This window comes from Metabacillus idriensis (assembly GCF_050483325.1).
GTDB lineage: Bacteria > Bacillota > Bacilli > Bacillales > Bacillaceae > Bacillus_P > Bacillus_P idriensis_A.
The window spans coordinates 51,069-75,117 of record NZ_JBCMYF010000027.1; the positions used below are offsets into that span (position 1 = coordinate 51,069).

21 protein-coding genes are annotated in these 24,049 nt (G+C 40.2%); 12 read left to right on the forward strand and 9 right to left on the reverse strand.

The genetic code is table 11. The features are described from left to right. Positions 1 to 154 precede the first annotated feature (154 nt). The 3 genes from ABEQ24_RS15420 to ABEQ24_RS15430 all read right to left on the reverse strand — a co-directional run bounded on the left by ABEQ24_RS15420 (position 155) and on the right by ABEQ24_RS15430 (position 4,477). Positions 155 to 1,387 (reverse strand): MFS transporter, encoded by a 1,233-nt coding sequence (locus ABEQ24_RS15420; protein ID WP_430007602.1) that lies wholly within the window; start codon positions 1,385 to 1,387, stop codon positions 155 to 157. Between the two features lie 251 nt (positions 1,388 to 1,638). Next, positions 1,639 to 2,673 carry an ROK family protein gene (locus tag ABEQ24_RS15425; RefSeq protein WP_430007603.1) on the reverse strand — a complete coding sequence of 345 codons (1,035 nt, stop codon included), beginning with the start codon at positions 2,671 to 2,673 and terminating at the stop codon, positions 1,639 to 1,641. 316 nt (positions 2,674 to 2,989) lie between these two features. Next, the gene (locus ABEQ24_RS15430) at positions 2,990 to 4,477 is read right to left on the reverse strand and encodes a DHA2 family efflux MFS transporter permease subunit (protein WP_430007604.1); all 1,488 of its coding nucleotides are present in this window, start codon (positions 4,475 to 4,477) and stop codon (positions 2,990 to 2,992) included. Positions 4,478 to 5,182: 705 nt separating this feature from the next. Between ABEQ24_RS15430 and ABEQ24_RS15435 the strand changes: the two genes are divergently transcribed. The 7 genes from ABEQ24_RS15435 (at position 5,183) to rbsK (ending at position 11,797) form a co-directional block, all read left to right on the forward strand. Next, positions 5,183 to 5,623 (forward strand): cell wall hydrolase, encoded by a 441-nt coding sequence (locus ABEQ24_RS15435; RefSeq protein WP_430007605.1) that lies wholly within the window; start codon positions 5,183 to 5,185, stop codon positions 5,621 to 5,623. 214 nt (positions 5,624 to 5,837) lie between these two features. Then, entirely contained in the window at positions 5,838 to 6,350 is a 513-nt protein-coding gene (locus ABEQ24_RS15440; protein WP_430007606.1) for a DUF1456 family protein, read from the forward strand. Positions 6,351 to 6,356: 6 nt separating this feature from the next. Further along, entirely contained in the window at positions 6,357 to 7,064 is a 708-nt protein-coding gene (locus tag ABEQ24_RS15445) for a M48 family metallopeptidase (protein ID WP_430007607.1), read from the forward strand. 226 nt (positions 7,065 to 7,290) lie between these two features. Beyond that, a complete protein-coding gene (locus tag ABEQ24_RS15450) occupies positions 7,291 to 8,313 on the forward strand; it encodes a LacI family DNA-binding transcriptional regulator (RefSeq protein WP_430007608.1) in 1,023 nt (340 codons plus the stop codon). Positions 8,314 to 8,433: 120 nt separating this feature from the next. Next, positions 8,434 to 9,774: an L-fucose:H+ symporter permease gene (gene fucP / locus ABEQ24_RS15455; RefSeq protein ID WP_430007609.1), complete on the forward strand. Its 1,341-nt coding sequence runs from the start codon at positions 8,434 to 8,436 to the stop codon at positions 9,772 to 9,774. 76 nt (positions 9,775 to 9,850) lie between these two features. Further along, positions 9,851 to 10,864, forward strand: a complete 1,014-nt coding sequence (locus ABEQ24_RS15460) for an aldose 1-epimerase family protein (protein WP_430007610.1) — start codon at positions 9,851 to 9,853, stop codon at positions 10,862 to 10,864. A 12-nt stretch (positions 10,865 to 10,876) separates the two neighbouring features. Then, positions 10,877 to 11,797 carry a ribokinase gene (rbsK, locus tag ABEQ24_RS15465; protein WP_430007611.1) on the forward strand — a complete coding sequence of 307 codons (921 nt, stop codon included), beginning with the start codon at positions 10,877 to 10,879 and terminating at the stop codon, positions 11,795 to 11,797. Positions 11,798 to 11,845: 48 nt separating this feature from the next. Here rbsK and ABEQ24_RS15470 read toward each other — a convergent pair whose 3' ends face one another. Next, on the reverse strand, positions 11,846 to 12,511 hold the full coding sequence (locus ABEQ24_RS15470) for a cupin domain-containing protein (protein WP_430007643.1): 666 nt from the start codon (positions 12,509 to 12,511) through the stop codon (positions 11,846 to 11,848). Positions 12,512 to 12,731: 220 nt separating this feature from the next. Here ABEQ24_RS15470 and ABEQ24_RS15475 point away from each other — a divergent pair, with 220 nt between their 5' ends. Next, a complete protein-coding gene (locus ABEQ24_RS15475; RefSeq protein ID WP_430007612.1) occupies positions 12,732 to 13,058 on the forward strand; it encodes a hypothetical protein in 327 nt (108 codons plus the stop codon). A 137-nt stretch (positions 13,059 to 13,195) separates the two neighbouring features. Here ABEQ24_RS15475 and ABEQ24_RS15480 read toward each other — a convergent pair whose 3' ends face one another. Then, positions 13,196 to 13,978, reverse strand: a complete 783-nt coding sequence (locus tag ABEQ24_RS15480; RefSeq protein WP_430007613.1) for a hypothetical protein — start codon at positions 13,976 to 13,978, stop codon at positions 13,196 to 13,198. 93 nt (positions 13,979 to 14,071) lie between these two features. On the opposite strand from ABEQ24_RS15480, the gene ABEQ24_RS15485 reads away from it, so the two are divergent. Together ABEQ24_RS15485 and ABEQ24_RS15490 are read left to right on the forward strand one after the other, a co-directional pair. Continuing rightward, positions 14,072 to 14,674, forward strand: coding sequence for a vWA domain-containing protein (locus tag ABEQ24_RS15485; RefSeq protein ID WP_430007614.1), 603 nt, complete (start codon positions 14,072 to 14,074; stop codon positions 14,672 to 14,674). A 53-nt stretch (positions 14,675 to 14,727) separates the two neighbouring features. Continuing rightward, the gene (locus ABEQ24_RS15490; RefSeq protein WP_430007615.1) at positions 14,728 to 15,378 is read left to right on the forward strand and encodes a uracil-DNA glycosylase family protein; all 651 of its coding nucleotides are present in this window, start codon (positions 14,728 to 14,730) and stop codon (positions 15,376 to 15,378) included. Between the two features lie 219 nt (positions 15,379 to 15,597). On the opposite strand, the gene bglA is transcribed toward ABEQ24_RS15490, so the two are convergent. Beyond that, complete coding sequence (gene bglA, locus ABEQ24_RS15495) at positions 15,598 to 17,037, reverse strand: 6-phospho-beta-glucosidase BglA (protein ID WP_430007616.1); 1,440 nt, start codon at positions 17,035 to 17,037, stop codon at positions 15,598 to 15,600. 12 nt (positions 17,038 to 17,049) lie between these two features. Continuing rightward, the gene (locus tag ABEQ24_RS15500; protein WP_430007617.1) at positions 17,050 to 18,939 is read right to left on the reverse strand and encodes a beta-glucoside-specific PTS transporter subunit IIABC; all 1,890 of its coding nucleotides are present in this window, start codon (positions 18,937 to 18,939) and stop codon (positions 17,050 to 17,052) included. A gap of 174 nt (positions 18,940 to 19,113) precedes the next feature. Between ABEQ24_RS15500 and ABEQ24_RS15505 the strand changes: the two genes are divergently transcribed. Next, the gene (locus ABEQ24_RS15505; protein WP_070879530.1) at positions 19,114 to 19,824 is read left to right on the forward strand and encodes a GntR family transcriptional regulator; all 711 of its coding nucleotides are present in this window, start codon (positions 19,114 to 19,116) and stop codon (positions 19,822 to 19,824) included. 170 nt (positions 19,825 to 19,994) lie between these two features. Here ABEQ24_RS15505 and ABEQ24_RS15510 read toward each other — a convergent pair whose 3' ends face one another. Both ABEQ24_RS15510 and ABEQ24_RS15515 read right to left on the reverse strand, forming a co-directional pair. Beyond that, positions 19,995 to 20,906 (reverse strand): endonuclease/exonuclease/phosphatase family protein, encoded by a 912-nt coding sequence (locus ABEQ24_RS15510; protein ID WP_430007618.1) that lies wholly within the window; start codon positions 20,904 to 20,906, stop codon positions 19,995 to 19,997. Between the two features lie 398 nt (positions 20,907 to 21,304). Next, positions 21,305 to 21,967, reverse strand: coding sequence for a YesL family protein (locus ABEQ24_RS15515; RefSeq protein ID WP_430007619.1), 663 nt, complete (start codon positions 21,965 to 21,967; stop codon positions 21,305 to 21,307). 287 nt (positions 21,968 to 22,254) lie between these two features. Between ABEQ24_RS15515 and ABEQ24_RS15520 the strand changes: the two genes are divergently transcribed. Continuing rightward, entirely contained in the window at positions 22,255 to 23,829 is a 1,575-nt protein-coding gene (locus ABEQ24_RS15520; protein ID WP_430007620.1) for a vanadium-dependent haloperoxidase, read from the forward strand. Positions 23,830 to 24,049: the final 220 nt, after the last annotated feature.

A 24,049-nucleotide genomic window follows, 5' to 3' on the forward strand; every position in this document is an offset into this window, starting at 1 on the left:
TGCTGTATATGCGAATACCGCGTATTACAGCCTTAAAAGTATTTTAGTATTAAAAAACCCAATTTCTCAGTGTAAAAAATGAGAAATTGGGATTTAATTAACAAGCTCACCTTTAAAGGAACAATTAAAATCTAAAAATAAGTAACTTTATCTATTAAACCTCTGCTGATGAGCTTATTTCTCTGCTCTTTAATATATCCCTGGTCAGGAAGGTATTTAATTTTTCTGAACTGAGCAGCATTCCTGCAACAAAAACAACAAGGCAAAATGGGAAGATGCCTATTGTTGAATGAGATGCAAGGAATCCAAGAAGAGGCGGCATGAATGTACTGCCTGTATAGGCAACAGCCATTTGATAGCCCATAATTGTCTGGGAGTGCTTCTTCCCAAAACGTGTGGGTGTTTCATGCAGCATACAAGGAAAAATCGGTGCTAATCCTAAACCAATCATAATAAAACCAGCAAGGGAGAAAGTTGACGGCAATGGCAGGAGTAAAAGGATGGAACCTGCTAGTGCTATCATTTGCCCCATCCGAATGAGAGTACGATTACTCACCTTAAAGGTAATAAAGCCTGTAATAAATCTTCCAATTGTGATTCCTGCATAATAAAAGGAAACCCATTGTGCAGCAGCTGCTGCGGGTAACTCCTTGACATTTACCAAGTAGCTGCTTCCCCACAGACCCACTATTGATTCAACCCCGCAATAAAACAAGAATGATATCAGTGCCAGTTTAACTCCTTTCATTTGTAAAGGTTTTACTTCTTTAGAATCCTCATGATAAGATTCACTTTTTAAATCTGCCGGCTTTTCATTTAAGCTGATATTGCTGTTTTTGTTTACTTTGTTCCATAAGGGCAACGTAATAAAAAGGATGACAACTAACGCGAATTGAATTCCGGAAATTACAAAATATCCATCTCTCCAAGAATGTTGTCCTGAAATAAATTGAGCCATAATAATAGGACCAAAAGTTGCTCCGACACCCCAAAAACAATGTAACCAGCTCATATGGTGTGCCTTATAGCGTCTGGCGACATAATCATTTAATCCTGAATCAACAGCCCCTGCACCTAGTCCAAGTGGTACGGCACATACAAATAACCAAACAAGTGATGGAGCAAAATGAAAACCAAGTAAAGCAACAGCCGTCAAAAAGCTGCTGACAACGGTGACATTTCCCGTTCCAAAGCGTTTAAGCACCGGTCCGCTAGCTAAACTGGAAATAATTGTCCCCCCTGCAATCGTCATAAAAAGTAATCCAGCAGTCTCAAGTGGGGCTCCATAGTCCGATTGCATGACAGGCCATGCTACCCCTAATAATGAATCAGGTAAGCCTAAGCTGATAAAAGCCAAATAAATGATGACTAAAAGGAATATTGTCATATATAAAACTCTCCTTTAATTATTTTGTGGTCACTTGTACTTTTCTAACTCTTATGCAAACAAACTTATTTAAGATATTTAATAAGTGAAGAAATAAAAACTTATTAAACTTCTTTAATAAGTAACATGATAAAATAATAAATGCTGCAGCAGCATTTACTATTTTATCCCTTGAGTTTTATAGTCATATATATAGTTTATATGGAAAAGATGATTACAGCCCGGATCAAATATAGTTAAAAAGAAACAAATTAACTGTTTATTCCATCAATCATAAGATCAAGGCACAGAGTTTGTAAGCCAAATAAATAGTCTTGTTTCCAATCACTCATTGTAAGCTCTGGAAGATGTTCTGACGGGATATATTTTGAGCTGCATATGGTGATTTTATCTAAGATTGCTTTTTCAACTTCTTCATTACAAAAAATGATAGTATGAGGGTTAATGATAGCTGCAAACGAGGCTGTTAACCTGCTGATTGCATCAATTTCATAGTCCTCACAGATCATTCCTTTTTTAGCTCCACTTCCATTATCCAAAGCTTGCCTGAAATTCCGGTCATCATACTGAGGTACGAATGAAACCTCTCCTGAGAAAAAAGTGCTTCCTCGCACCACATCTCCATTTATCATAATTCCTGCACCTGGGCCATTTTGGCCGGAATACAAATAGATAAGGGATTGATTGTCCTTAATTCCCCTATTATTGTGATATCCGAGTACAGCAGCATTCATATCATTCTCCACTACGGCAGGTATAGAAAAATGCTCCTCAAAGTATCCTTTTAAATCGAAATTTTGAAACTGCTCGTAGCCTGGTATATAAAAAATCCGGCCACTATCAACCGAACCAGGAACGCCAATTGCCGCAGAACTGATTTTCGGGTATTTGGCCATCAAGGTTTCAATGCACTTAGTTAATAAATTTAAACCATCTTCTATTAATACACTCGGAACGTTTCCTTGTTCCTTTACTTCTCCCGCACAATTAAAAATGGTGTAATTCGTTTCTGTTCTCTCTAAAAATAATGACAGACCTAACATATGCTCAGGATTGTATGTATATCTTTTTGCTCTTCTTCCGCCGCTAGAACCATCTAAACCGATTAAAACAATTTCCCCATCATTCTCCATCTGTGCTAGAAATTTACTGATTGTCGGAAAACTAATTCCTAATGTATGGCTGAGTTCAGCTTTTGTTGCACTTCCAAGTTCTAAAAGGGTTGTACGAATACCACGAAGAATCACCTTCTTCATAGATTTTGGAGTAGCTAATAACTCATTCACTAGATTCACCGCCTATAAAATTAACTTATTAAATATCTTTAATAAGTTACGGTGTTAATATACCATATCCAATTTTTGAAAACAATTGAAATTGAGTATAAAAGATTTCGTTTACAAGCTGACAGGTTTTTTTTAGCAAAAATCATCTCCTTCCAACAAACTGATCCGCTCAAGCTTTTTTATTTAATATAAAAAAACCCCTTCGGCTACACATAACCAGAGGGGTGAAACATTGTAACTTTTTATTGAACTCATAATAACCAATTATTCTTATTTTAGTTGGTTATATGCAAAGGTGAAATGAGTTATTTCTTTGTCATTCCACAGCACCTTGCTTCATTTTCAAACTCGGTTCTTGAGGCATAGCACGTTTGATAAATAATGAAATGATCCATGCGGCGGCAACCAGTCCGAATGCAAATAAGAACGCACTTTTCATTCCGGAAATCATAGCTAGTATTTGTAAGTCAGCCGGGTCTTCTTTCATCAGTGGATTTTCCATAAAACGAGCAGAACCATTGGTCATGATAGAAACAAGCAATGCTGTCCCGACAGCGCCGGCAACCTGCTGAAGCGTACTGATAATAGCCGTTCCGTGCGGATATAAAGGAGGCGGCAATTCGTTCAGAGCATTGGTCATAATCGGCATCATAACCATCGAAATCCCCAGCATTAACAGTGTATTGAAAATCATAATCGTGCTGTAGGAGGTTGACACTGTAATGAAGGCAAATTGCCACAAAGTATTGGCTACCAGCCCAAGGCCGATAAGCGCAAGCCATTTGGCGCCAAATTTATCAAATAACCTGCCTGTAATGGGCGACATGATTCCCATGACAATTCCACCTGGCAGCATGACCAAGCCTGCCTTAAGCGGACTGTAGCCTAACGCATTCTGGAGGAAAATCGGCAGCAGCATCATTGCTGAAAACATTGCCATCATGATAATCATCATAATTACCGTAGACATCCTGAAAATGGTGTATTTAAAGGTCCGTAAATCCAGCAGCGGCTGTGTAATCGTCAATTGCCTCCACGTAAACAGGGCTAAAGCAACAACACCGATTATTAGCGGGATGAGAACTTCATAGCTCGACCAGCCGCCCTGTCCTTCTCCAGAACTGCTGAACCCGTACACAATCCCCCCGAATCCTAATGTTGAAAGGAGAAGCGAAAGGGGATCAATCTTCGGATTACTTGTCTCCGTAACATTTTTAAGCTTCATAAAGGCAAAGACCATTACTATCAATGCGATCGGCAGAACGCCGTAAAAAAGAACCCGCCAGCTGAAATGCTGAACAATGATTCCTGATAGCGTGGGTCCAATCGCGGGGGCAAACGTAATAACAATTCCAATGGTCCCCATTGCAGAACCCCTTTTTTCTATAGGAACGATGGAGAAGACCACATTCGTCAATAAAGGAAAGAGCAGTCCGGTTCCTGCTGCCTGAAGCAGCCTTCCTAATAAAAGCATTTCTATTCCCGGAGAGACAGCCGCTACAAATGTACCAGCCGTAAACAGCCCCATCGCTCCAAGGAACAGGCTTCTTGTCGTGAAACGCTGAATTAAATAAGCGGTTACCGGGATAAGGACGCCGATAACAAGGAGATATCCGGTAGTCAGCCATTGCGCGGTACCCGGCTCAATTCCGAAGTCATCCATAATCTTTGTTAAGGCTACGTTAAGCAGCGTTTCATTTAAAATGGCTACAAACACACCCAGAATCATAATCATAACAAGCAAAAAGTTTCCTCTGCTCCCGAATGTTCCTCCATTTTCAGCCGACTCTTTTTGATTTTTCAACGTCTTTCTCCTTTCGATTCGCAAAATGCCTAAAAAAAAATTGCTGCATCAACGTTAGGAAAGTATCATCCTGCTTTCCCTCATATTCATTTATTCTTGCCAAGTACAGAACAAATATTCGCATTTATAGTACCATATAAATGACACAATTGCCAAACTATGAAATAGAAGAATGTATCTTGTGGTGGAAATAAAATTGATTGAGTATTATATGGGTAATAAATGCTTTTATGGAAAACAACTTTTGCAATTTGGCTCTTTTCTTAAGGATTGGTGCTTTTAGGCTAGAAGTTATAACTATAAGTTCTGTAGCGGAAGGAACTTGATTTCTTCAGAGAATTGAGGGAATTGGTTGATTCCACTTTTCAGTGCAAAAAAGCAAAATGATGGAATCATAGCATGCGGCTGATTCCACTTTTCGTTGCAAAAAACCCAAATGATGGAACCAGAGCATGTGGTTGATTCCACTTTTCCGTGCAAAAACCAAATTTGTGGAATTATAGCGTGCATTTGATTCTGCTTAATAACCAATTTTATAGAGAGTAATCAAAAACAACAATCTATGTGAAAACAGCCTTTTATTTAAAATATTCGTTTTTAATCAAAGCTGAATGTACTGTCTGGAAGCAGGCACCCTTTTCATAATTTTAATAACAATGACATCAATTTAGGCTATTGTTCATACTATATTTTTGGGGTGAAAAAATGCCAAGAGTACAATACAAAGATTCAGACGTTGCCTTAATGGCCAGGATGATGAGAGCAGAAGCTGAAGGTGAAGGAAAACAAGGGATGTTATATGTTGGGAATGTCATTGTTAATCGCCTTAAAGGAAATTGTATAGACTTTAAAAACTTGAGAACCATTCCACAAGTCATTTATCAAGTGCAGGGAGGAAATTACTCTTTTGAAGCGGTTCAAAAAGGAAATGTATTTTATAATAGAGCGAGGTCTGTTGAAAAAAGATTAGCACAAAAGAATTTGGATTATTGGAGAGAGCACCCGGCAAAATTTGCTCTATGGTATTTCAATCCATATGCCCCATGCCCTCCAACATGGTACGATCAGCCTTTTTCTGGTCAATTTAAGAAACATTGCTTTTATGAGCCCAAAGCAGGAACATGTGATAATGTTTATAGCGGATAAGTTCTGGCTTTACCCTGTAAAATTACCTGTGATGCCAAAAAACAAAATATCAAGGGCTTGGTATGTTAGTTTAATATGCATTAAGGACCACATTAAGTGGTCTTTTTTTGTACAGAAACAACATGAAGAGGAAAGGGAAGTAGCATTCACTATAGTTGTGGTTTAAAATGTAGTGACAGGTTTCGCTATAGGCAATGATATAGGAGGTTTATCGATGGATAATAACGATATATTAATTCGATTAAGATATGCACTGGATCTGAAAAATACAGAAATGGTAGAGATTTTTAAGCTTGGCGGGATTGAAGTGGACAGGCAGGATTTGCCGAAGATCCTTACAAAATCAAAAGACAGCTACGATGATGAGTTTGATGAGGATGAAGAGAACATTACATGCGACAATGTGATGTTCGAGTCCTTTTTAAATGGCTTCGTGACATTTAAAAGAGGCAAACAGGAGCCAAAGCCGGGACAGCCTGAAACACCGGAACTGACTTTGGGGCGAAGTGCGAATGTGAACAATCTTCTTTTGAAAAAAGTGAAAATTGCCCTCTCGATGACAAGTGAGGACATGCTTGATGTGTTCGATAAAGCCGGTATTCATGTGACAAAAGGGGAATTAGGCGCTTTATTGCGAAAAGAAGGCCATAAAAATTACAAAGAGTGCGGGGATAAATTCGCGAGAAACTTCTTAAAGGGATTGGCTGTAAAATACAGAGGAGCTTAAGTAAGGATGATTCATACATACTCAGGCGAAACCATCCAGTATGAGGTTACCTGCAAAAACCGAAAGTCCATTGGCCTTCGGATGGACCAATATGGGAATGTAGAGGTCCTGGCTCCGAAAGGAACATCTGATGAACGTGTGGTTCAGGCTCTAGAGGAAAACTGGGGTCTCATACAGGCAAAAGCAAAGGAAATAAAGGAGCGGATGCTCGGTCCGAAGAAGAAAGTCTATGAACATGGGGAGAGATTTCTTTATTTGGGAAGGGACTATCCGATTCAGATTGTTCATGATGAAACCATCCAGCAGGATCATGCCGAGTTTGAGGGAGACAAGCTGCAGATCTATGTAAAGCAGCTTGAGGATGAAAAAATCAAGCAGGCGCTGAAGCGATTTTATTATCAACAATGTAAAATGATCGTTGAGAAGAGCATCAAAACCTATCAGCCCAACTTCAAATTGAAGCCACGATCGGTTCGCATCGTCGACAGCAAAAAGAACTGGGGAACCTGTGACGCCAGCCAGCAGCTGACCTTTAACTGGAAGCTGGCCATGGCACCTCAGAAGGTAATCGACTATGTCGTCATCCACGAAATGTGCCATATGGTTCATTTGAATCACGACCGCTCCTTCTGGCGCCTGGTTGGGAAGATGATGCCGGGGTATAAGGAGCAAGAGCATTGGCTGGCTGTTTCTAGTTGGAAGATGACGGTATAAATAAAGGTGGTTCTTTTGTATATTGGGAGCATGAGAATCACCTTATTAAAAAAATGAAACCGTATTCAAAAAACATCTTGCCATCAGAATTCAAACATGCTAATCTAATCCCAAGAATAAAATCTAAACGTTTACATTTGTAAAGTGACGATCACATAGTTGAAATCACAGTAAACGCCTTTTTTTCTAAAAAAATCTAAACGTTTACATTTTTGGGGTGTTGATAGTGGAAGCAAAACCAAATATTCAGGATGTAGCTAAGCTTGCAGATGTTTCGATTGCAACTGTGTCCCGGGTTATTAATAACCAGGGTGGCGTTCGCAGGGTAACAGAGGACCGGATCCTTAAGGCGATTGAGGAACTTGGCTATATCCGCAGTGCAGCAGCCAGAACGATGAAGCGAAAAGAAACGAATACTATTGGTGTAATTGTTCCTGATATCAAGAACCCGTTCTTTCCTCTTGTTATGGCAGGGATTGAACAGAAAGCCCGTGAGAAGGAATACTTTACGATTTTGAGCAGTACCAATGAATCACCGAAAGTGGAAGTGGAGATTGTAAAGAATTTTATTGAACGCGGTGTAGATGGTGTGATCATTACGACTGCCAATGAAAATGGGGACCACTTGAGGCTGCTTCATGAGCAGGGAATTCCAGTTGTGGCGGTAGACCGCAGTATTAAGAAGTTCGAAGTAGATACAGTTCTGGTGGATAACAAGAAGGGATCTTATCAGGCGGTTCAGCATTTAATCCTTCAGGGACATGAAAAGATTGCGATCATATGTGGTCCGCAGAGCACGACCCCTGGACTTGAAAGGTTCTTGGGTTATAAGAAGGCGCTTGAGGATTACAACATTGAATTGGACGAGCGGTATGTGATTCATGGGGATTTCGGAGAGCAGAGCGGGATCGAGAGTACTAAGAAACTGTTTGAACTGGATGATCAGCCGACAGCGATTTTTTCTTCCAACAACTTGATGACGATCGGGTGTATGAAAGCGCTGGATGAATTGAACTGGAAGCTTGGCAGTGAGGTTTCGTTCATTGGGTTTGATGAAGTGGATATTGCTACATTCTTAAATCCAAAGCTTAGTGTCGTTGCAAGACCTATGAATGCGATTGGGGAAATTGCTTTTCAGCTGCTTCATGAGCGGATTTCATTTAAAGGAGCTCTTCCGAAGCGGGAGTATTTATTGTCTCCAGAGCTGAAAATCAGAGAATCTTGCCGGTTATCGAGTCAGCCGGTCTGAGAATAAGAACAGGGCACCAATGGATCAGATTTGATCCTGCGCCTTTCTATATAATGAAAGCGTTTTATTTTTACCTTTTTATAGAATAAGAGATTAATTAGACAAAAGGGGATGTTAGAAATGAAGGCAAACAACATTATTCAGCTTCAGGACGGGTATTTGAACCGCACACCGATTTTTCAGTTTATCCTCTTGTCTCTGCTGTTCCCGTTATGGGCAGTGGCGGCAAGCTTGAATGATATTCTGATTACACAGTTCAAGCATGTGTTTGAACTTAGTGATTTTGCAAGCGCTTTAGTACAAAGTGCCTTTTACGGAGGGTATTTCCTGGTAGCGATTCCTGCTTCTATGGTTATCAAGAAAACAAATTATAAGTTTGCCATTATAACAGGTTTGCTTTTCTATATTGTGGGGTGTTCACTCTTTTACCCGGCATCACATATGGCCACTTACACAATGTTCTTATTTGCCATTTTTTCAATCGCAATTGGCTTAGGGTTTCTTGAAACGGCTGCGAATACATACAGTTCAATGATCGGACCGCGCAAGTATGCGATTCTTCGATTGAACATCAGCCAGACGTTTTACCCGATTGGTGCCATTTCCGGAATCCTGCTTGGAAAATATCTTGTGTTCCAGGAAGGCGCTAGTCTTGAAGCACAAATGGCAACGATGACTCCTGCAGAAGCACAGGCGTTTGGATTGAAAATGCTAGAACATACTCTTGAACCTTATAAATATATTATTTTCGTTCTTGTCGGTGTACTTATTCTGTTTGTTCTTACGAAATTCCCATCTTGTAAACCGGAAGTGAAAAGCAGCAAAGCTTCAGAGAAAGCACCTGGCATCTTGCCGACACTTAAATACTTAGCTGGCATTAAACGTTTCCGCAAAGGAATTGCCGCTCAGTTTTTATATGTAGGAATGCAGGTAACTGTTTGGTCCTTTACGATACGTCTAGCGCTGGATCTTAATCCGGACATTAATGAACGTACAGCATCAAACTTCATGGTATACAGCTTTATTGCATTCTTTATTGGTAAATTCATTGCAAATTTCTTGATGACTCGTTTTTCACCTTCAAAAGTATTGGTTACATATTCAATCATTGGTTCAGTTCTGCTTGCTTATGTGGCATTCGTGCCGAACATGACAGCGGTGTATGCAGCGGTTGCTGTGAGCATGCTGTTTGGACCGTGCTGGCCAACAATTTATGCGGAAACGCTTGAAGTCGTTAAAGAGAAAAAATACACAGAAACAGCTGGAGCGATTCTAGTGATGGCAATTGTCGGGGGAGCAGTTATCCCAGCCGTTCAGGGATTTGCTTCTGACATCTTCGGTTCTATGCAGACCGCTTTCCTTGTATCGATGGCTTGCTTTGTTTATGTAGGTTTTTATTTCTACGGTGAAATGAAAACACAAAAAAATGCTGAGCAAGTAAAATCAAAAGCCACAGCATAAGACTTAGTCACCAATAGAAAAGGCAGCTGTAATCCTGGCTGCCCGATCTATAGTGGGCACGAAAGGAATGGAAAGAATGACAGGTATGATAGAATTTCAGCGTGCATTTTTCACAGAAAGCAGGAAAGTAATTTTCAGAAACACTGAATTTACTGCAAGTTTATTTAAATATCCATCTGGTGTCGAAGCGATTGAACTGAAAAATTCCCGCGGCAGAATGGTTGTGCTTCCTTATATGGGCCAAATGATTTGGGATTTGGAATTTGACGGTGCTGATCTGAAAATGAAAAATATGTTCTCTCAGCCAAAAAAGGCTGAACGGGTGATTGATACATATGGCTGCTTCGCTTTTCATTCAGGATTAATCAGCAATGGATGCCCAGGTCCCGGGGATGATCATGAACTCCACGGGGAAATGGCGTGTGCAGAGATGGACAGAGTGTGGCTTGAGATTACGGATAAAGGCATTAAAGTATGCGGGGAGACAGAGTATGTTAAAGGCTTCGGCCATCATTACCTGGCTTCCCCAAGCGTAGAAATGATAAGCGGAGAATCATTCATTAAGATGAATATGACTGTGAAAAACCTCTCAGGTGCAGCTATGCCGCTTCAATATATGTGCCATACAAATTTTGCCTATCTTGATCAGGCAGTGATGAAGCAAAATATTCCACAGGATGCTTTTAAGCTTAGGGAATCGATTCCAGGTCATGTGAAGCCGACTGAAAAATGGCTGAATTATAATAAGAAGCTATCGACTGGCGAAGAATTACTCACGCAATTAATCAATCCAGACATGTATGACCCTGAGATTGTGTTTTTTGCAGATGAACTCAATCAATACGAAGACATAGCAGAGTTTGAAATGGTATCGCCTAATGATGTGATTTTCTTCACAAAGTTTAAAACAGAGGAATTAAATTATGCCACAAGATGGCTATTACATAATTCGGACCAGCAAGTAGGAGCGTTTGTCCTGCCAGCAACATGCCGGCCAGAAGGCTTCAAGGCTGCTGAGAAAGCAGGAACGCTAATTTCGCTTAAAGCGGGGGAAGAACGATCATTCACGGTTGTAACCGGAAAGAAATAAGGAGGAAAAAACATGGATATAGCAGTTATCGGATCCAACATGGTGGATCTTATCTCATACATTGATAAAATGCCGAAAGAAGGGGAAACGCTAGAAGCGCCTGACTTTGAAATCGGGTGCGGCGGCAAAGGAGCAAACCAGGCCGTTGCAGCTGCCAAAATGGGTTCTGACGTCATGATGGTCACAAAAGTTGGCGAAGACCTTTTTGCAGACAATACAATTCAAAACCTTGAAAACTATGGAATCGATACGGAGTTTACAAAGAAGGTACCAGGTACATCAAGCGGTGTAGCACCGATTTTTGTAGATCCGGAATCAAAGAACCGCATCCTGATTATTAAAGGAGCAAACCAGCACTTGCAGCCAGATGATGTTGACCGTGCAGCTGAGAAGCTTAAAACATGCTCCCTTATTGTTCTTCAGCTTGAAGTTCCGCTTCCAACGGTTTACCGCGCAATTGAGTTTGGAAAAGAGAATGACATTCCTGTTATCTTAAATCCGGCACCTGCAACTAAGGATTTAGATTTTGAATTTGTATGCAAAAGCGACTTTTTCATACCGAATGAAAGTGAACTTGAGATCTTAACTGGCATGCCAGTTGAATCTGATGAGCAAGTCAAAGCAGCAGCATCTGTCCTGATTGAAAAAGGAGTAAAAGATGTCATTGTCACAATGGGCAGCCGCGGCGTGATGTGGATTACAAAGGAAAAAACACAAGTAATCGAGTCGCATAAAGTGGAAGCGGTTGATACCACTGGAGCAGGCGATGCATTCATCGGATGCTTTGCACACTACTTTGCGAAAAACGGGAATGTGCTTCAGGCGATAAAAATGGCTACAGCATTTGCTGCATTGAGTGTTACTAAACGCGGTACTCAGTCTTCTTATCCGACTGCGGAGGAAGTTGAGGAGTTATTGAAAATCCAGGCCTAATAGAAACAAGACAGGAGCAAAGTTCCTGTCTTGTTTTCTTATTTCCTTTCAGTAATACGGATTATACTGGGCAGGATAAGGATATTGAGTATGCCCCTGCGGATTGTAATACTGTGCTGCATAAGGATTGTAAGCCGGCAACTGCTGCTGATAAGTCATAACAGGCGGCTCAAACTCCTGTCTCCCATTGCAGTCATTAGATGGACCGATGATGACAGTTTTTTTAATCGGCGCGATGTCTTCTTTCCATTTGCGCTCATCCAGGCAATACGTATCTGCCATGACGTTGGCTGGAGTGAGGCGAAGGATGTCAGATCCAAAAATCGCCTGGGGATATGGGGCATCAAAGATGGCAAGAAGGTGAGTATTGTCTTCAGAAGCCACTTCATAATGCCAGAATCCCTGCGGCACATTTGCCACTTGGCCGGGTTTAATTGGAAAGTTCATCAGCTGATTTGTAAACGGATTGATGAATGAAACAACGGCAGATCCTGATACACAATAAACCAGCTCCGACGCATTCTGGTGAATATGCGGTTCTACATACTTGCCTTTGCTCAAAAAGATATCAAGCAGCGAGACGTTGCCAAGGGTGTTCATGTTATTGCGCCCGAGGGAGTTTATATAATTACGCGCGTCTCCTTTAAACAGCTGGTTGTTGTTCAAATCATAAGTATACTTGTTCTTTGGAGATGTATAGTCAATCTCTAAAATGGCCACTCTGTCAGCCTCCCTGAAAATAGTCCTTTCATTCTATGCCGGGGAGGAGAATGCGTGACAGATGCCTATTGTTTAATTTAGAAGAATCATAGAAGAAAAACAGGGGGATTCTCAAATGAATCTTGTTCTTTTTAACAAGAACATGCAGGATTAATAGGGAAAAGGTGATAATTAGTCTGAATTCAGCTGTTGAGGCATGAAAGTAGGGAGACACATGAACGAGATATTCGCAGAATATCATTTCAAACTATCTAAAGAAACCACCAAAGCAATAGAATACGAACACATCATCAGTAAAGACAACATCTATACTCAGAACACAAAAGGAATCAACATCGTCCTTCATCCTGATACAGCAGAGTGTCTTCGTCTGACCGAAAAAAGCGACGGGCTTGTGCATAGCACGGCGCTGCGCATTTTTCCAAAAAGGAAGAATGGAGGCAAGACAGCCATTCATTTTGGCTATTCTTTTAAGTTTCAGTCAGAGGAAGAGTTAGGCGATTTCTTAAGAGAATTAGATGATCTTTTTAGATGCAGATAAAGAAAACGGTCAGCGCGTGCTGAACGTTTCTCTTTTGTCTATTTCCGTTCATCGCGGCCCTTCAATACCTGATAAAATAAATAAAGCCCAGGAGCATATTCCATCAGATGCTCCTGGGCTTTATTGTTCACAAATGCTTATCTGCTTAAAAAATCAATGTCCATTTTTATGTGCTTTATAGCCTGTTCAATGGTTTTAATTCCGAGTTTATTTCTAGAAGTCCATGACCCATTTTTATAAAGGGTGAAGTATGTTCCATTAGGACATATGTCCCCAATTACGTTTTTACGGCGTTGATGCGGCTGCCGTGTTAAACATTCAGCGTTGAACAGGTCGCTTTTTTTGTGCTTGTTTAGCTGCAATTCAGTGATTGTTTTTAACGTTTCTATTAAAATTTTATTATTTAAAGTTCCATCCCCAGCTTTTTTCTTCTGCTTTTTAAGGGTGAAGATTTCAAATGCCTCGTTCAGTTCGTCGATATCATATCTTTTTTTCTCTAAAAAGAACATAATAATAAGATCTTGTGTGTCACTTCTGGAGAGTGAATAACCAGCAGATTCTAAGAGATTAGTAAACTCATCTTGATTTAACTTTAATGCGAATGCAATGGATACAAGAGTATTTTTCTTAGGTTTATAGGTAGGGTTTGTTCTTATTTTTGAAAACAGCTTTCTGTCTAATCCAGCCTTATTATACACTTGTGCATCAGTAAAGCCTCTTTTATCAATTAGGTCAAATAATACCTGGTTTAGAACAGGCTGGCGGTTATTATCGATGTAATCTTTGATATCTTGAGAAATTATTTCAGACGAATACACGTCTATAATAATTGATTCTGTTGAATAGTAAATGGAATCTGAAGAAAATAATGTATTGCTTATGTAGTCTTTCAATTCATCAATAAACTTTTGATTAAGCAAATGACCGCCTCCAAAATGTCGCTTTCAAAGCGACCATAATATGGATATTTCCAGTTATGATTATAACATGAATATATAAGGAGGTTGATGATCATGAACGATAAGTTAACGGAGATTATCTTCTTGCTGGACCGCAGCGGATCAATGGGCGGACTTGAAAAGGATGTTATTGGCGGATTTAATTCTTTTGTTGAGAACCAGTGCAAGCTTCAAGGGGATACAGTGCTTACAACCGTTTTATTTGATGATGAATATGTAGTTCTTTGGAGTGGGGCAGATGCAAAATCCATCCAATTAACTGAGGAAGAATACTATGTTAGAGGGCTGACTGCACTTTTAGATGCTATTGGGAAAACGATCATAGATGTAGGACGCAGACTTTCTAATACTTCTGATGAACAGCGTCCAGGGAAAGTGATTTTTGTGATTACGACAGATGGACAGGAAAATGCGAGCAAAGAATTCTCATATGAAAAAGTCAGTGAACTCATAAAGCACCAGCAAGAAAAATACAGCTGGGAGTTCATTTTTATGGGTGCCAACATAGATGTTGCAGAAGAAGCTGAAAATATAGGGATCAAAAGTTCTGATGCGTATTCTTTTGAAGCAACGGAAATCGGAATGAAGGAAATGTATGAAGTTGTTTGTGAATCTGTCAAGCAAATCAGGGCAGACTCTCCATCTGATAAGGGATAAAAAGGAGCAGTGAGCAGAATGTAACACATAAATTAATCAAAGGAAGTGTTTACATGGAAAGAATTGTCCAGATGCACGCAGATTTTTATGAAAAGATAACTAAGGATCCTTCGATTAGTATGGAGCTTAAAAAAGAAAACATTACAATACTGGATGGCTTTCATCAAAACTTAGGGCTTGTTAAAAAATATTATGAAACGATGTATAAACTGCAGGATGAAAGAATTGTATTGTGTGGCATTAATCCTGGCAGAAACGGTGCAGGCAAAACAGGAATCCCATTCATTGACTTCAGAGGAGCCTCTCATGTTTTATCAGATGTTTTCAATGATGATTGGGAGAGAAGTGCACAATTTATATTATCTATCATAAAAGAGGTTGGAATTGAAGATTTTCACAAGCGAGTATACATGACGAATCTTTCGTGGTTCGGGTTTAAGAAAGACGGAAAAAAACTAAATTACTATAAGTTGCCGCATCACCTAGCCAATGCATTTACTGAGTCCTTTATAAACGAGATGGATATTGTGAATCCAAAAGTGATTATACCACTTAGTAAAGAAGTGGAAAAAACTCTAGAGCATATGGTCAGAACTAAAAAACTAAACTATCCCGTTGCACCTCGTTTACCTCATCCTTATTATTGTTCGATTGGTGAGAATACAGGGAAATATAAAAAAGAGTATCTTAACGCTATTATTTGAAAAGTAAACTATAAAGGTTAGGTTAAGAAATATATAACTAAAATTCCTCAATTAATACTAAGTTAAAAAAGACCCCTGCAACGATGCAGGGGTTCCACTATTGAAGTTATACCTCATCATAAAATTAGTCACAACGGGATAATGATCGCTTGGGAATTGAATCCATCAATGTTTAGCTGACATGATATTCGTCCAAGGTACAACATGTTATGTTTTATATTATAATTCTGCACCATTTGTCTCAATCACGTTTTTATACCAATCAAATGAATCCTTTTTATACCGCTTCATAGATCCATTTCCTTCGTTATCACGATCCACATAAATCATTCCATATCGCTTTTTCATTTCCCCGGTAGTGAATGACACAATGTCAATAATGCCCCATGGCGTATAGCCCATCAGATCAACGCCATCGTATGTTACGGCTTTTTCCAATGCTTCAATATGGGATTTTAAATAGTCGATTCTTTGAGTGTCATGGATGGAGCCGTCCTCTTCTACTGTGTCAATTGCGCCGAAGCCATTTTCCACGATGAACAATGGAATTTGGTAGCGATCGTAGAAACGGTTTAGGGTGTATCGTAAACCAGTTGGATCGATCGCCCATCCCCAGTCGCTGGATTTAATGTATGGGTTCTCCACTCCGTATGGCAATCCGCCGTTGACGATATCTCCCGAGTTGTCATTAACTACACCGCTTTTTACGGTAGTGGACATGTAGTAGCTGAAGCCTAAGTAGTCCACCTTTCCGTTCCTAAGGATTTCTTCATCGCCTTCTTCGATTGGGATGTTGAATCCTTCTCGTTCGAACTCTTTTAGAGCATAGCTTGGATAGTAGCCGCGGACATGTACATCAGGGAAGAAGTAGCGCTGCCTCATTGTTTCTTCCGCCAGCATGACGTCTTCCGGGTTTGATGAGTATGGGTAGATCGGTACATGAGAAACCATGGCACCGATTTGGAATTCCGGATTTATTTTTTTTCCAATAGATACAGCCATTGCACTGGCAAGAAGTTCATGGTGTCCCGCAATGTACATAATTTCTTTCGCGTTTTCATTTTTTTTAACCTGAACCCCTGAGTTTGTCCATAAAAACAGCGGGTTGTTTACATCCATTTTGTTGTTGATTTCGTTAAAGGTCATCCAGTATTTCACTTTGTTTTTATAACGTTTAAAGCAGACTTCCGCAAATTTCACAAAGAAATCGACCATTTTTCTGTTTCTGAATCCGCCATATTCTCTTGCTAAATGCAGCGGCATTTCAAAGTGGGATAAGGTAATGACTGGTTCAATTCCACGCTTCAGCAGTTCATCAAATACATCATCATAAAATGCTAAGCCATCTTCGTTAGGTTCCGCTTCATCGCCTTTAGGAAAAATTCTGCTCCAGCCGATTGAAGTCCTTAAGCATTTTAATCCCATTTCGCTGAATAGAGCAATATCGCTTTTATAGTTATGGTAGAAGTCGATGGCTTCATGGTTTGGGTAGAATTCATTCTCTTCAATTGTTTCAGTGATTTTTCTCGGTACGCCATGTGCACCAGCGGTCATGACATCGACAACACTTGGTCCTTTTCCGCCTTGATTCCATCCGCCTTCAAATTGGTGTGCAGCCAATGCGCCGCCCCATAAAAAATCGTTTGGCATTTTTTTCATAATTGATTCCTCCTATTTCACAACTGTTAATAATTTTTGATGTAAAGAAGTTTCTTCAAGCTCTTCAATGATAATTTTTTCATAAGCTGCTGAATTCGTTATGATGACTGGCGTAACAGTCTTTAACCCTTTATTTATTATGCTTTCTTTATCAAATTCGACGAGCAAATCGCCTTTTTTCAATCGGTCTCCGTCTTTCACTTTCATTTCAAAAGGTTTTCCCTCTAGAGTAACCGTGTCCAGCCCGATATGGACAAGCATTTCAATTCCGGATTCTGAACGAAGCCCAATTGCATGCTTTGTAGGAGCTACCATGACTACTTTTCCGTCAAAAGGACTGTATAATTTGTTGTCTGCTGGATGAATGGCTATGCCTTGTCCCATCGCACCAGTGCTGAAAACTTCATCTGGCACCGCTGAAAGGGGAACTACCTTGCCGCTTAACGGAGCATCCACTGTTTCTTCATTGTTTTGAGGTGACTGTAAATTAACTCTGCTTTGATCTGCTTGTCCACTATCTGCTTCTTTAGCTGTATCCTCTCCATATCCGAATAGCTGAATGAGAGTGACCGGAAGAATGATGGCAATTGCCGAACCGATCAGAATTCCCCAAATGGACGTTGGGATCTCGGCATTGATTCCATTAACAATCGTCAGCGGTCCCGGCAGTCCGGCGTAAACAAAGTAGTAAGGAGTGAAGAAGCTCGCGGCAACAGCTCCGGCTGCCCCGGAAATGCAACCGAAAATGAACGGTTTCTTAAACCTTAAAGTCACTCCGTAAATGGCCGGCTCAGTAATTCCAAAGATTCCGGTGATTCCTGCTGAAATCCCGACTTTTCGTGTTTCCTGCTTTTTTGCTTTTAAAATGACTCCAAGGACAGCTCCGACCTGAGCAATCACGGCAATGGTCTGGTAAGCCTGGAAGGAATCGCGTCCATACTGTTCAAAATTCGCCAGTACCATTGGTGTGACTCCCCAATGGACACCGAAAATAACGACGATCTGCCATAAGCCGCCGATAATCGCTCCAGCTAAAGCAGGTGCGTTTTCGGCCAGAAAGTTATATCCATTCGCAATCCCATTTGCCCCCATTGTTGTAACAGGCCCAATTAATAGAATGGTTAAAGGGACCATGAGAATCATACAAAATAATGGAACAAATAAAGGCCGTATCACTTCATGGATATTTCTATTTAAAAATCTTTCTAGGTAAGACAAGATCCACACTAAGAATAGCGGAGGCAGGACGGAAGAAGTATACACCGTTTCTGATAAGGCAAGCCCAAGGAAAGTAATGCTGTCTCCTTCTGCAATTTTTGCCGCCATATCTGACCACGTTGGACTGACCAATGCGGCACTGCAAGCTACAGCTATAAAGGTGTTTGTTTTAAAATGCTTGGATGCGGTAATGGCAATGAAAATAGGTAAAAACGTAAATGGTGCCCATGATATAAAACTTAAAACTTGATGAGTACCAGTTTCTGCAAAGCTATTAAAAAATAAATTGATTATGATTAGTGATCCCTGCAAAATACCGGCTGCTGCCAATATGTAAATAAAAGGAGCAAAAACGGCTGACATCGTTGCTATGACACGGTTTAAGATCGTTCCTTTGTTTTCGCTTTTTTCATTCGATGCGTCAACGTTTACTAAACTAGAAAATTCGTCATAGACTTCTCCTACATGCTGTCCGATTACGATTTGGAATTGTCCGCTGTTTTCTACTACCGTAATGACGCCGGGCATGGATCCTACAATTTCTTTCGCTTTCGGATTTGACCGTTTAAGCACTAACCGGAGCCTTGTTGCACAGCGCGTAACCCCAACCACATTTTCTTCTCCGCCGACCGCTTCTAAGATGTCTTTCGCGAGCTTTGGATAGTTTCTCACTTTACCCGACAATTTAATTCCCCCTTGAATGAAAATTGTAGTATACGCTTACAGTATAATTGTACCGGTACAATTTATCAATACATAAACAATTTATTTTATTGGGTATAATAATATTAACTGTGCGTTTTAGAAGGTTATGCTATAATTTGGGTGTTGGAAATGATCAATAAATGAGGAATGTGCATGTTAAAGTACCAGCAAATCGCAGCAGAAATGGAAAAGTATATTGAAGAACATGAGCTTCAGCAGGGAGATAAACTGCCTGTTCTGGAGGCATTAATGACTCAATTTGAAGTGAGTAAGAGCACAATCACGAAATCGTTGGATCTGTTAGAGAAAAAAGGGGTTATATATCAAGTCAGAGGCAGCGGAATTTTTGTCAGAAGGCATAAGAGAAAAGGATATATCAGTCTGCTTTCAAATCAAGGATTTAAAAAAGATCTTGAGAATTTTACGCTCACTTCAAAAGTGATTGAATTAGACGTGAGGAAGCCGACAGAAGAAGTGGCTTACAATTTAAATATTGAACTTGAAGACGATGTCTATTATGTAAAAAGGGTCCGGTTTGTGAACGGACAAACGTTGTGCCTGGAAGAATCTTATTTTAACAAATCGATCGTTACGTATTTAAACAGAGAGATCGTCTCTGAATCCATATTCAGCTATATTATGGAAGGACTGGGATTGAAGATCGGCTTCTCCGATTTATATCTTAATGCTGGAATCCTGAATGAAGATGAAGCGAAGTGTTTAGGTTTGCCGAACGGATCACCAAAACTGTACGGCGAGAGTATTTTTCACTTAACCAACGGCCAGCCTTTCGACTTTTCCAAAATCACATACAACTACGAAAATTCTCAGTTCTTTATTCAGGCGAATAGTCATTTTATATAAGCATAAATAAGAAACGGCGCATATACGATGCGCCGTTTCTATTTGTAAATCAAAGAAGACTTTCCATCCTAGAATAAAAAGGAAATATTTTGAGGGGTTATACAATTAAAAAATCCTCAATAAATACAAGTGCAAAAAGACATCTGTAATGATGCGGGGTCCAGCTGTTTTCAGTTATACTTCATTGTTAAATCAGTCACAACAGGGTAATGATCGCTTGGAAATTGCCCATTCTTTTGATAGTTAATGATTTCGATTGTTTTTGCTAAGATGTTGCCTTTTGCAAGGATCCAGTCGATGCGTCTTTCAGGACCTTGCCCAGTAGGATCGTTAAAGCCGTTGAATGTTCCAAGATCTTCGTTTACGCGAGTTTGGGCTGTATCCCAAAGATCACTGAATGCTCCGTCTTGTGTAAGAGTTTGATGCGGAAGACTAGCAGGTCCAGCATTGAAATCACCTGTTAAGATAACAGGTAAATCCGGATTGAATTCTTTTGTTTTTTCTAAGATCAGGGAGGCACTTTTTTCTCTGGCTTCTGGTGATTGATGATCAAAATGCGTATTTACAACATAGAACTGCTGGCTGCTCCTTTTATCAAGAAACTTTGCCCATGTGACCATGCGCGGAATTTGATTCCCCCAAGTTTTTGATCCAATAACTCCCGGTGTATCCGATAGCCAGTAGTGATCATATTCAATTGGCGTATACTTATTTTCGTTGTAGAAAATGGCTGAGTATTCGCCTTTGCTTCCGCCTTCACGACCCAGGCCAATCCAATTGTATTTTTGCAGTTGGTCGTTTAGATCTTTAATTTGCTGATAGACAGCTTCCTGAGTTCCAATGATATCCGGCTGTTCCTTTTGAATAAGCTTCTTGATGGTCGGAACCCGCTCCGCCCAAGTATGCGGGGAAGGATCATTGCTGTTTAAATATCTTAAATTGTAAGTCATTGCCCTTAAGTCTACCTCGGATGATTGCTTGGATTTTTCTGCAGCTGAAACATGCTGCATTCCTGAAAACAAACTGCTTACCATGGCGAGTACCATTGCCGCGAAAAAAATAGGTTTTAATCGTTCTTTCAACTGTTTTCCCTCCTAAGTATGAGTGCTTACCTACTAAGCATAACGTCTGATTGTGAAAAATATGTATTAGAGGGAATAAACTTTGTAAAGGGAATAGGAGTTATAAATACCCTTGATTTCTCAAGGATCTGACTGTGAAATTTAGGAGATTAGTTTTATAAATGTGAGAGATTTATTTCCTAGAATAATTTACAGTGGATTTAATATGTTACGTCGAATTAACAAAAAAATTTTCAAGCCAGCTCAGTGTGCGTATCGAATATAAGACTTATTGTGAAATCAAAAAGGGAAGCAATCATCTTCCGGCGTTCTGCAAAAGTCAGCAAAACGAATTTTTACAAGAATATCGTATCAAAAAAGCCTGACTTTAAAAGAAAGCAGGCTTTCAATCTTACCTTTCAGGCAGCCTTACGAAAAACAAAAAACGCAGCCAATGCCACAAGACTCCCTAATCCAAGCAGCACCAGAAGAGGAAACAGGCTTGTGCTTATGTAAAACAGGATTAAAGCGCATGCCGCAATACCAACTGTATGTACCGGCTTTCCCAGTGAGAGCAGCATGGAGTTTTTAAGCGATTGGAACAATTTTAGATGAAAGTGCACCGTGTTGGAAAAGAAGTGCAGAGTAAAGACAAACATGAACATGCCAGCTGCAAGAAAAACATAGTAGAGCGGCGAGTTGGCGCTCTCAAAGTAAAAATAGTCGATGACCAGGATAATCCAGAGTGGGACAATAATCAGGCCGCCGGTCATGCTGCGTACGTAGTTTTCTTTGTAAAAACGCCAATAGGAGCGGATCAGCGGAACTTGGCTGTCCGTGGTCACCCATTTGCGTACGATGCCAAAGAGTGCAGTTGTAGCCGGGAACAGGATAAATGGAGCAAAAAATGCAATGGTCAGACCGTTAACTATTAAGCCGGCTGGTTCATTAATAGCAAATAGATTGAATGTTAAGTAGACGATAGGCAGGTTGAAGAAAAGCCAGATAATGTTGGCTGTAAAGATTCTGGTGATCCATTCGGTTATGGTGTAGAGCTGCTGCGGCAAGCCTCCGAGTTTCATTGATATCCCCCTGTTGCTTGAAAACGTTTTTCTCTTATCATAGCATAATTTATTTTTTCTTTTATGCTAAGAGTTAGTTCCCTATTGCAAGCTTAGAACCAATCATGTCAATAATTCCTTGTTTTTCTGTTAAAAGTTAACCATTCATTCAAAATGATCTAAATACCCTAATCCAATAGACTATACATTATAAATACCTTTACATAATTTGAAGTTATAACAGGATTTTTGTAATTTTTAAGCTTTTTTGGAAATTTATAGAAACCTACTATGAGGGGTATGATGTAATGGAAGAATCGAAAAGATTAAGTGCAAACGGCAGTAAGCCGCATTCCAAAAAGAATTCATGTCAAATCGGACCTTTTTCACAAAAAAAACGTCGGGATGAAGTACTGAAGCTGCGTATGAAACAAGCAAAGTATTTTGATAGACATTACCGTGCACATCGATGTAACGGAGATGAGGGGCTTTATCCAAATAAAATCGGGAATTTTTCTAAAGCTTTGCCTCATAATCTGCTTGGGGAAGCAGATAAAAAAGCATATAAAACCTTGAAGAAAGCACTAACATCAGGAAAACCCGAAGACTTCGAATCGATCCTTATGGGCAATGTTGTGAAGCTTGCCAATCCTCAGGCCGCCTATTCATTTAATCTGGTGGGCCAAGATAGTCATCAGTTAAGCATAGCTGTTCCTCCCCGGTTCAGCAGTGCGTGGCAAGCGGGTGAAATGGCGGAGCTTTACTGGCGGGCACTTACCAGAGATGTCCCTTATTCAGATTACGATCAGAATCCGCTGATAGTGGAAGCGGCCTCTGAACTTTCAAAGCTGTCTGATTTTAGGGGACCAAAAGAGAATGGAGCAGTTACGAGCCGAACCTTGTTCAGGGGGAATACAGATGGAGAGCTGACAGGACCATTGATTTCTCAATTCCTCTGGAAGGATATTCGGCAAGGAATTAAAACTGTAACACAGCAATACTATACTCCAGTGCCGGGGGACGACTACCTGACGTCATATAACGAATGGGCAGCTGTTCAGAATGGCCATCTCCCATCTTCACCAAATCATCTTGATTCAGTCCCAAGGTATATCCGGAGCGGCAGAGATCTCGGAGAATGGGTTCATCAAGACTATTCATTCCAGGCTTTTCTTAACGCTTGCTTAATACTGATCCCATATGGACAAGGCGCTCTTGATCAAGATAATCCTTATTTCCAATCGAAAACTCAAGGCGGCTTTATTACCTTTGGATCCGTGCATATGCTGGATTTCATCACAAAAGCAACTAGAAATGCGTTAGAAGCAGCATGGTTTCATAAATGGTTAGTTCATCGCAAACTTCGGCCAGAGGAGTTTGGGGGCTTTGTTCATAATCATCTAACAGGTGCATCGTCCTACCCTATAGAACAAGAATTGCTGGAATCTAATGCAATTAAACATATAAAAAGAAAATTTGGTACGTACTTGCTTCCAATAGCCTATCCTGAAGGCTGTCCGACCCATCCTTCATACCCTGCCGGACATGCAAGCATTGCCGGAGCTTGTGTTACAATCCTCAAAGCTTTCTTTAATGAATCCTTCGCCATTCCAAATCCGGTGACTGCTAATTCTGATGGTACAGCCCTCATTCCTTATGTTGGTTCAACCTTAACAATAGGAGGAGAATTAAATAAACTTGCCTCTAATATTGCACATGGACGAGATACGGCTGGCGTACACTTTCGATCTGACGGAGTCGAAGGTCTGAAATTAGGTGAATCAGTGGCGATTGGCATCCTTCAATCCTATAAGAAAACCTATAATGAAAAGTTTAAAGGCTTTACCTTTACAAGATTTGATGGGACGAAAATAATCATTTAAGTATAATGTAGCGGAAGCTGTCAAAATGGGTTTCAAGGTTTTCTTATTTGGTGGGCGCTGATCAAAAAAGGAAGAAAAACGAGAGGGTTCCCAAAAAATACCTTTCAAGCTCAAAAATATAAAACCCAAGAATGCTTATATATCAGCGTTCTTGGGTTTTTAGTTTGAGCAAATTACATCTGATGAAGGACTTCTTATACTGCGCATCAATGAATTGCTG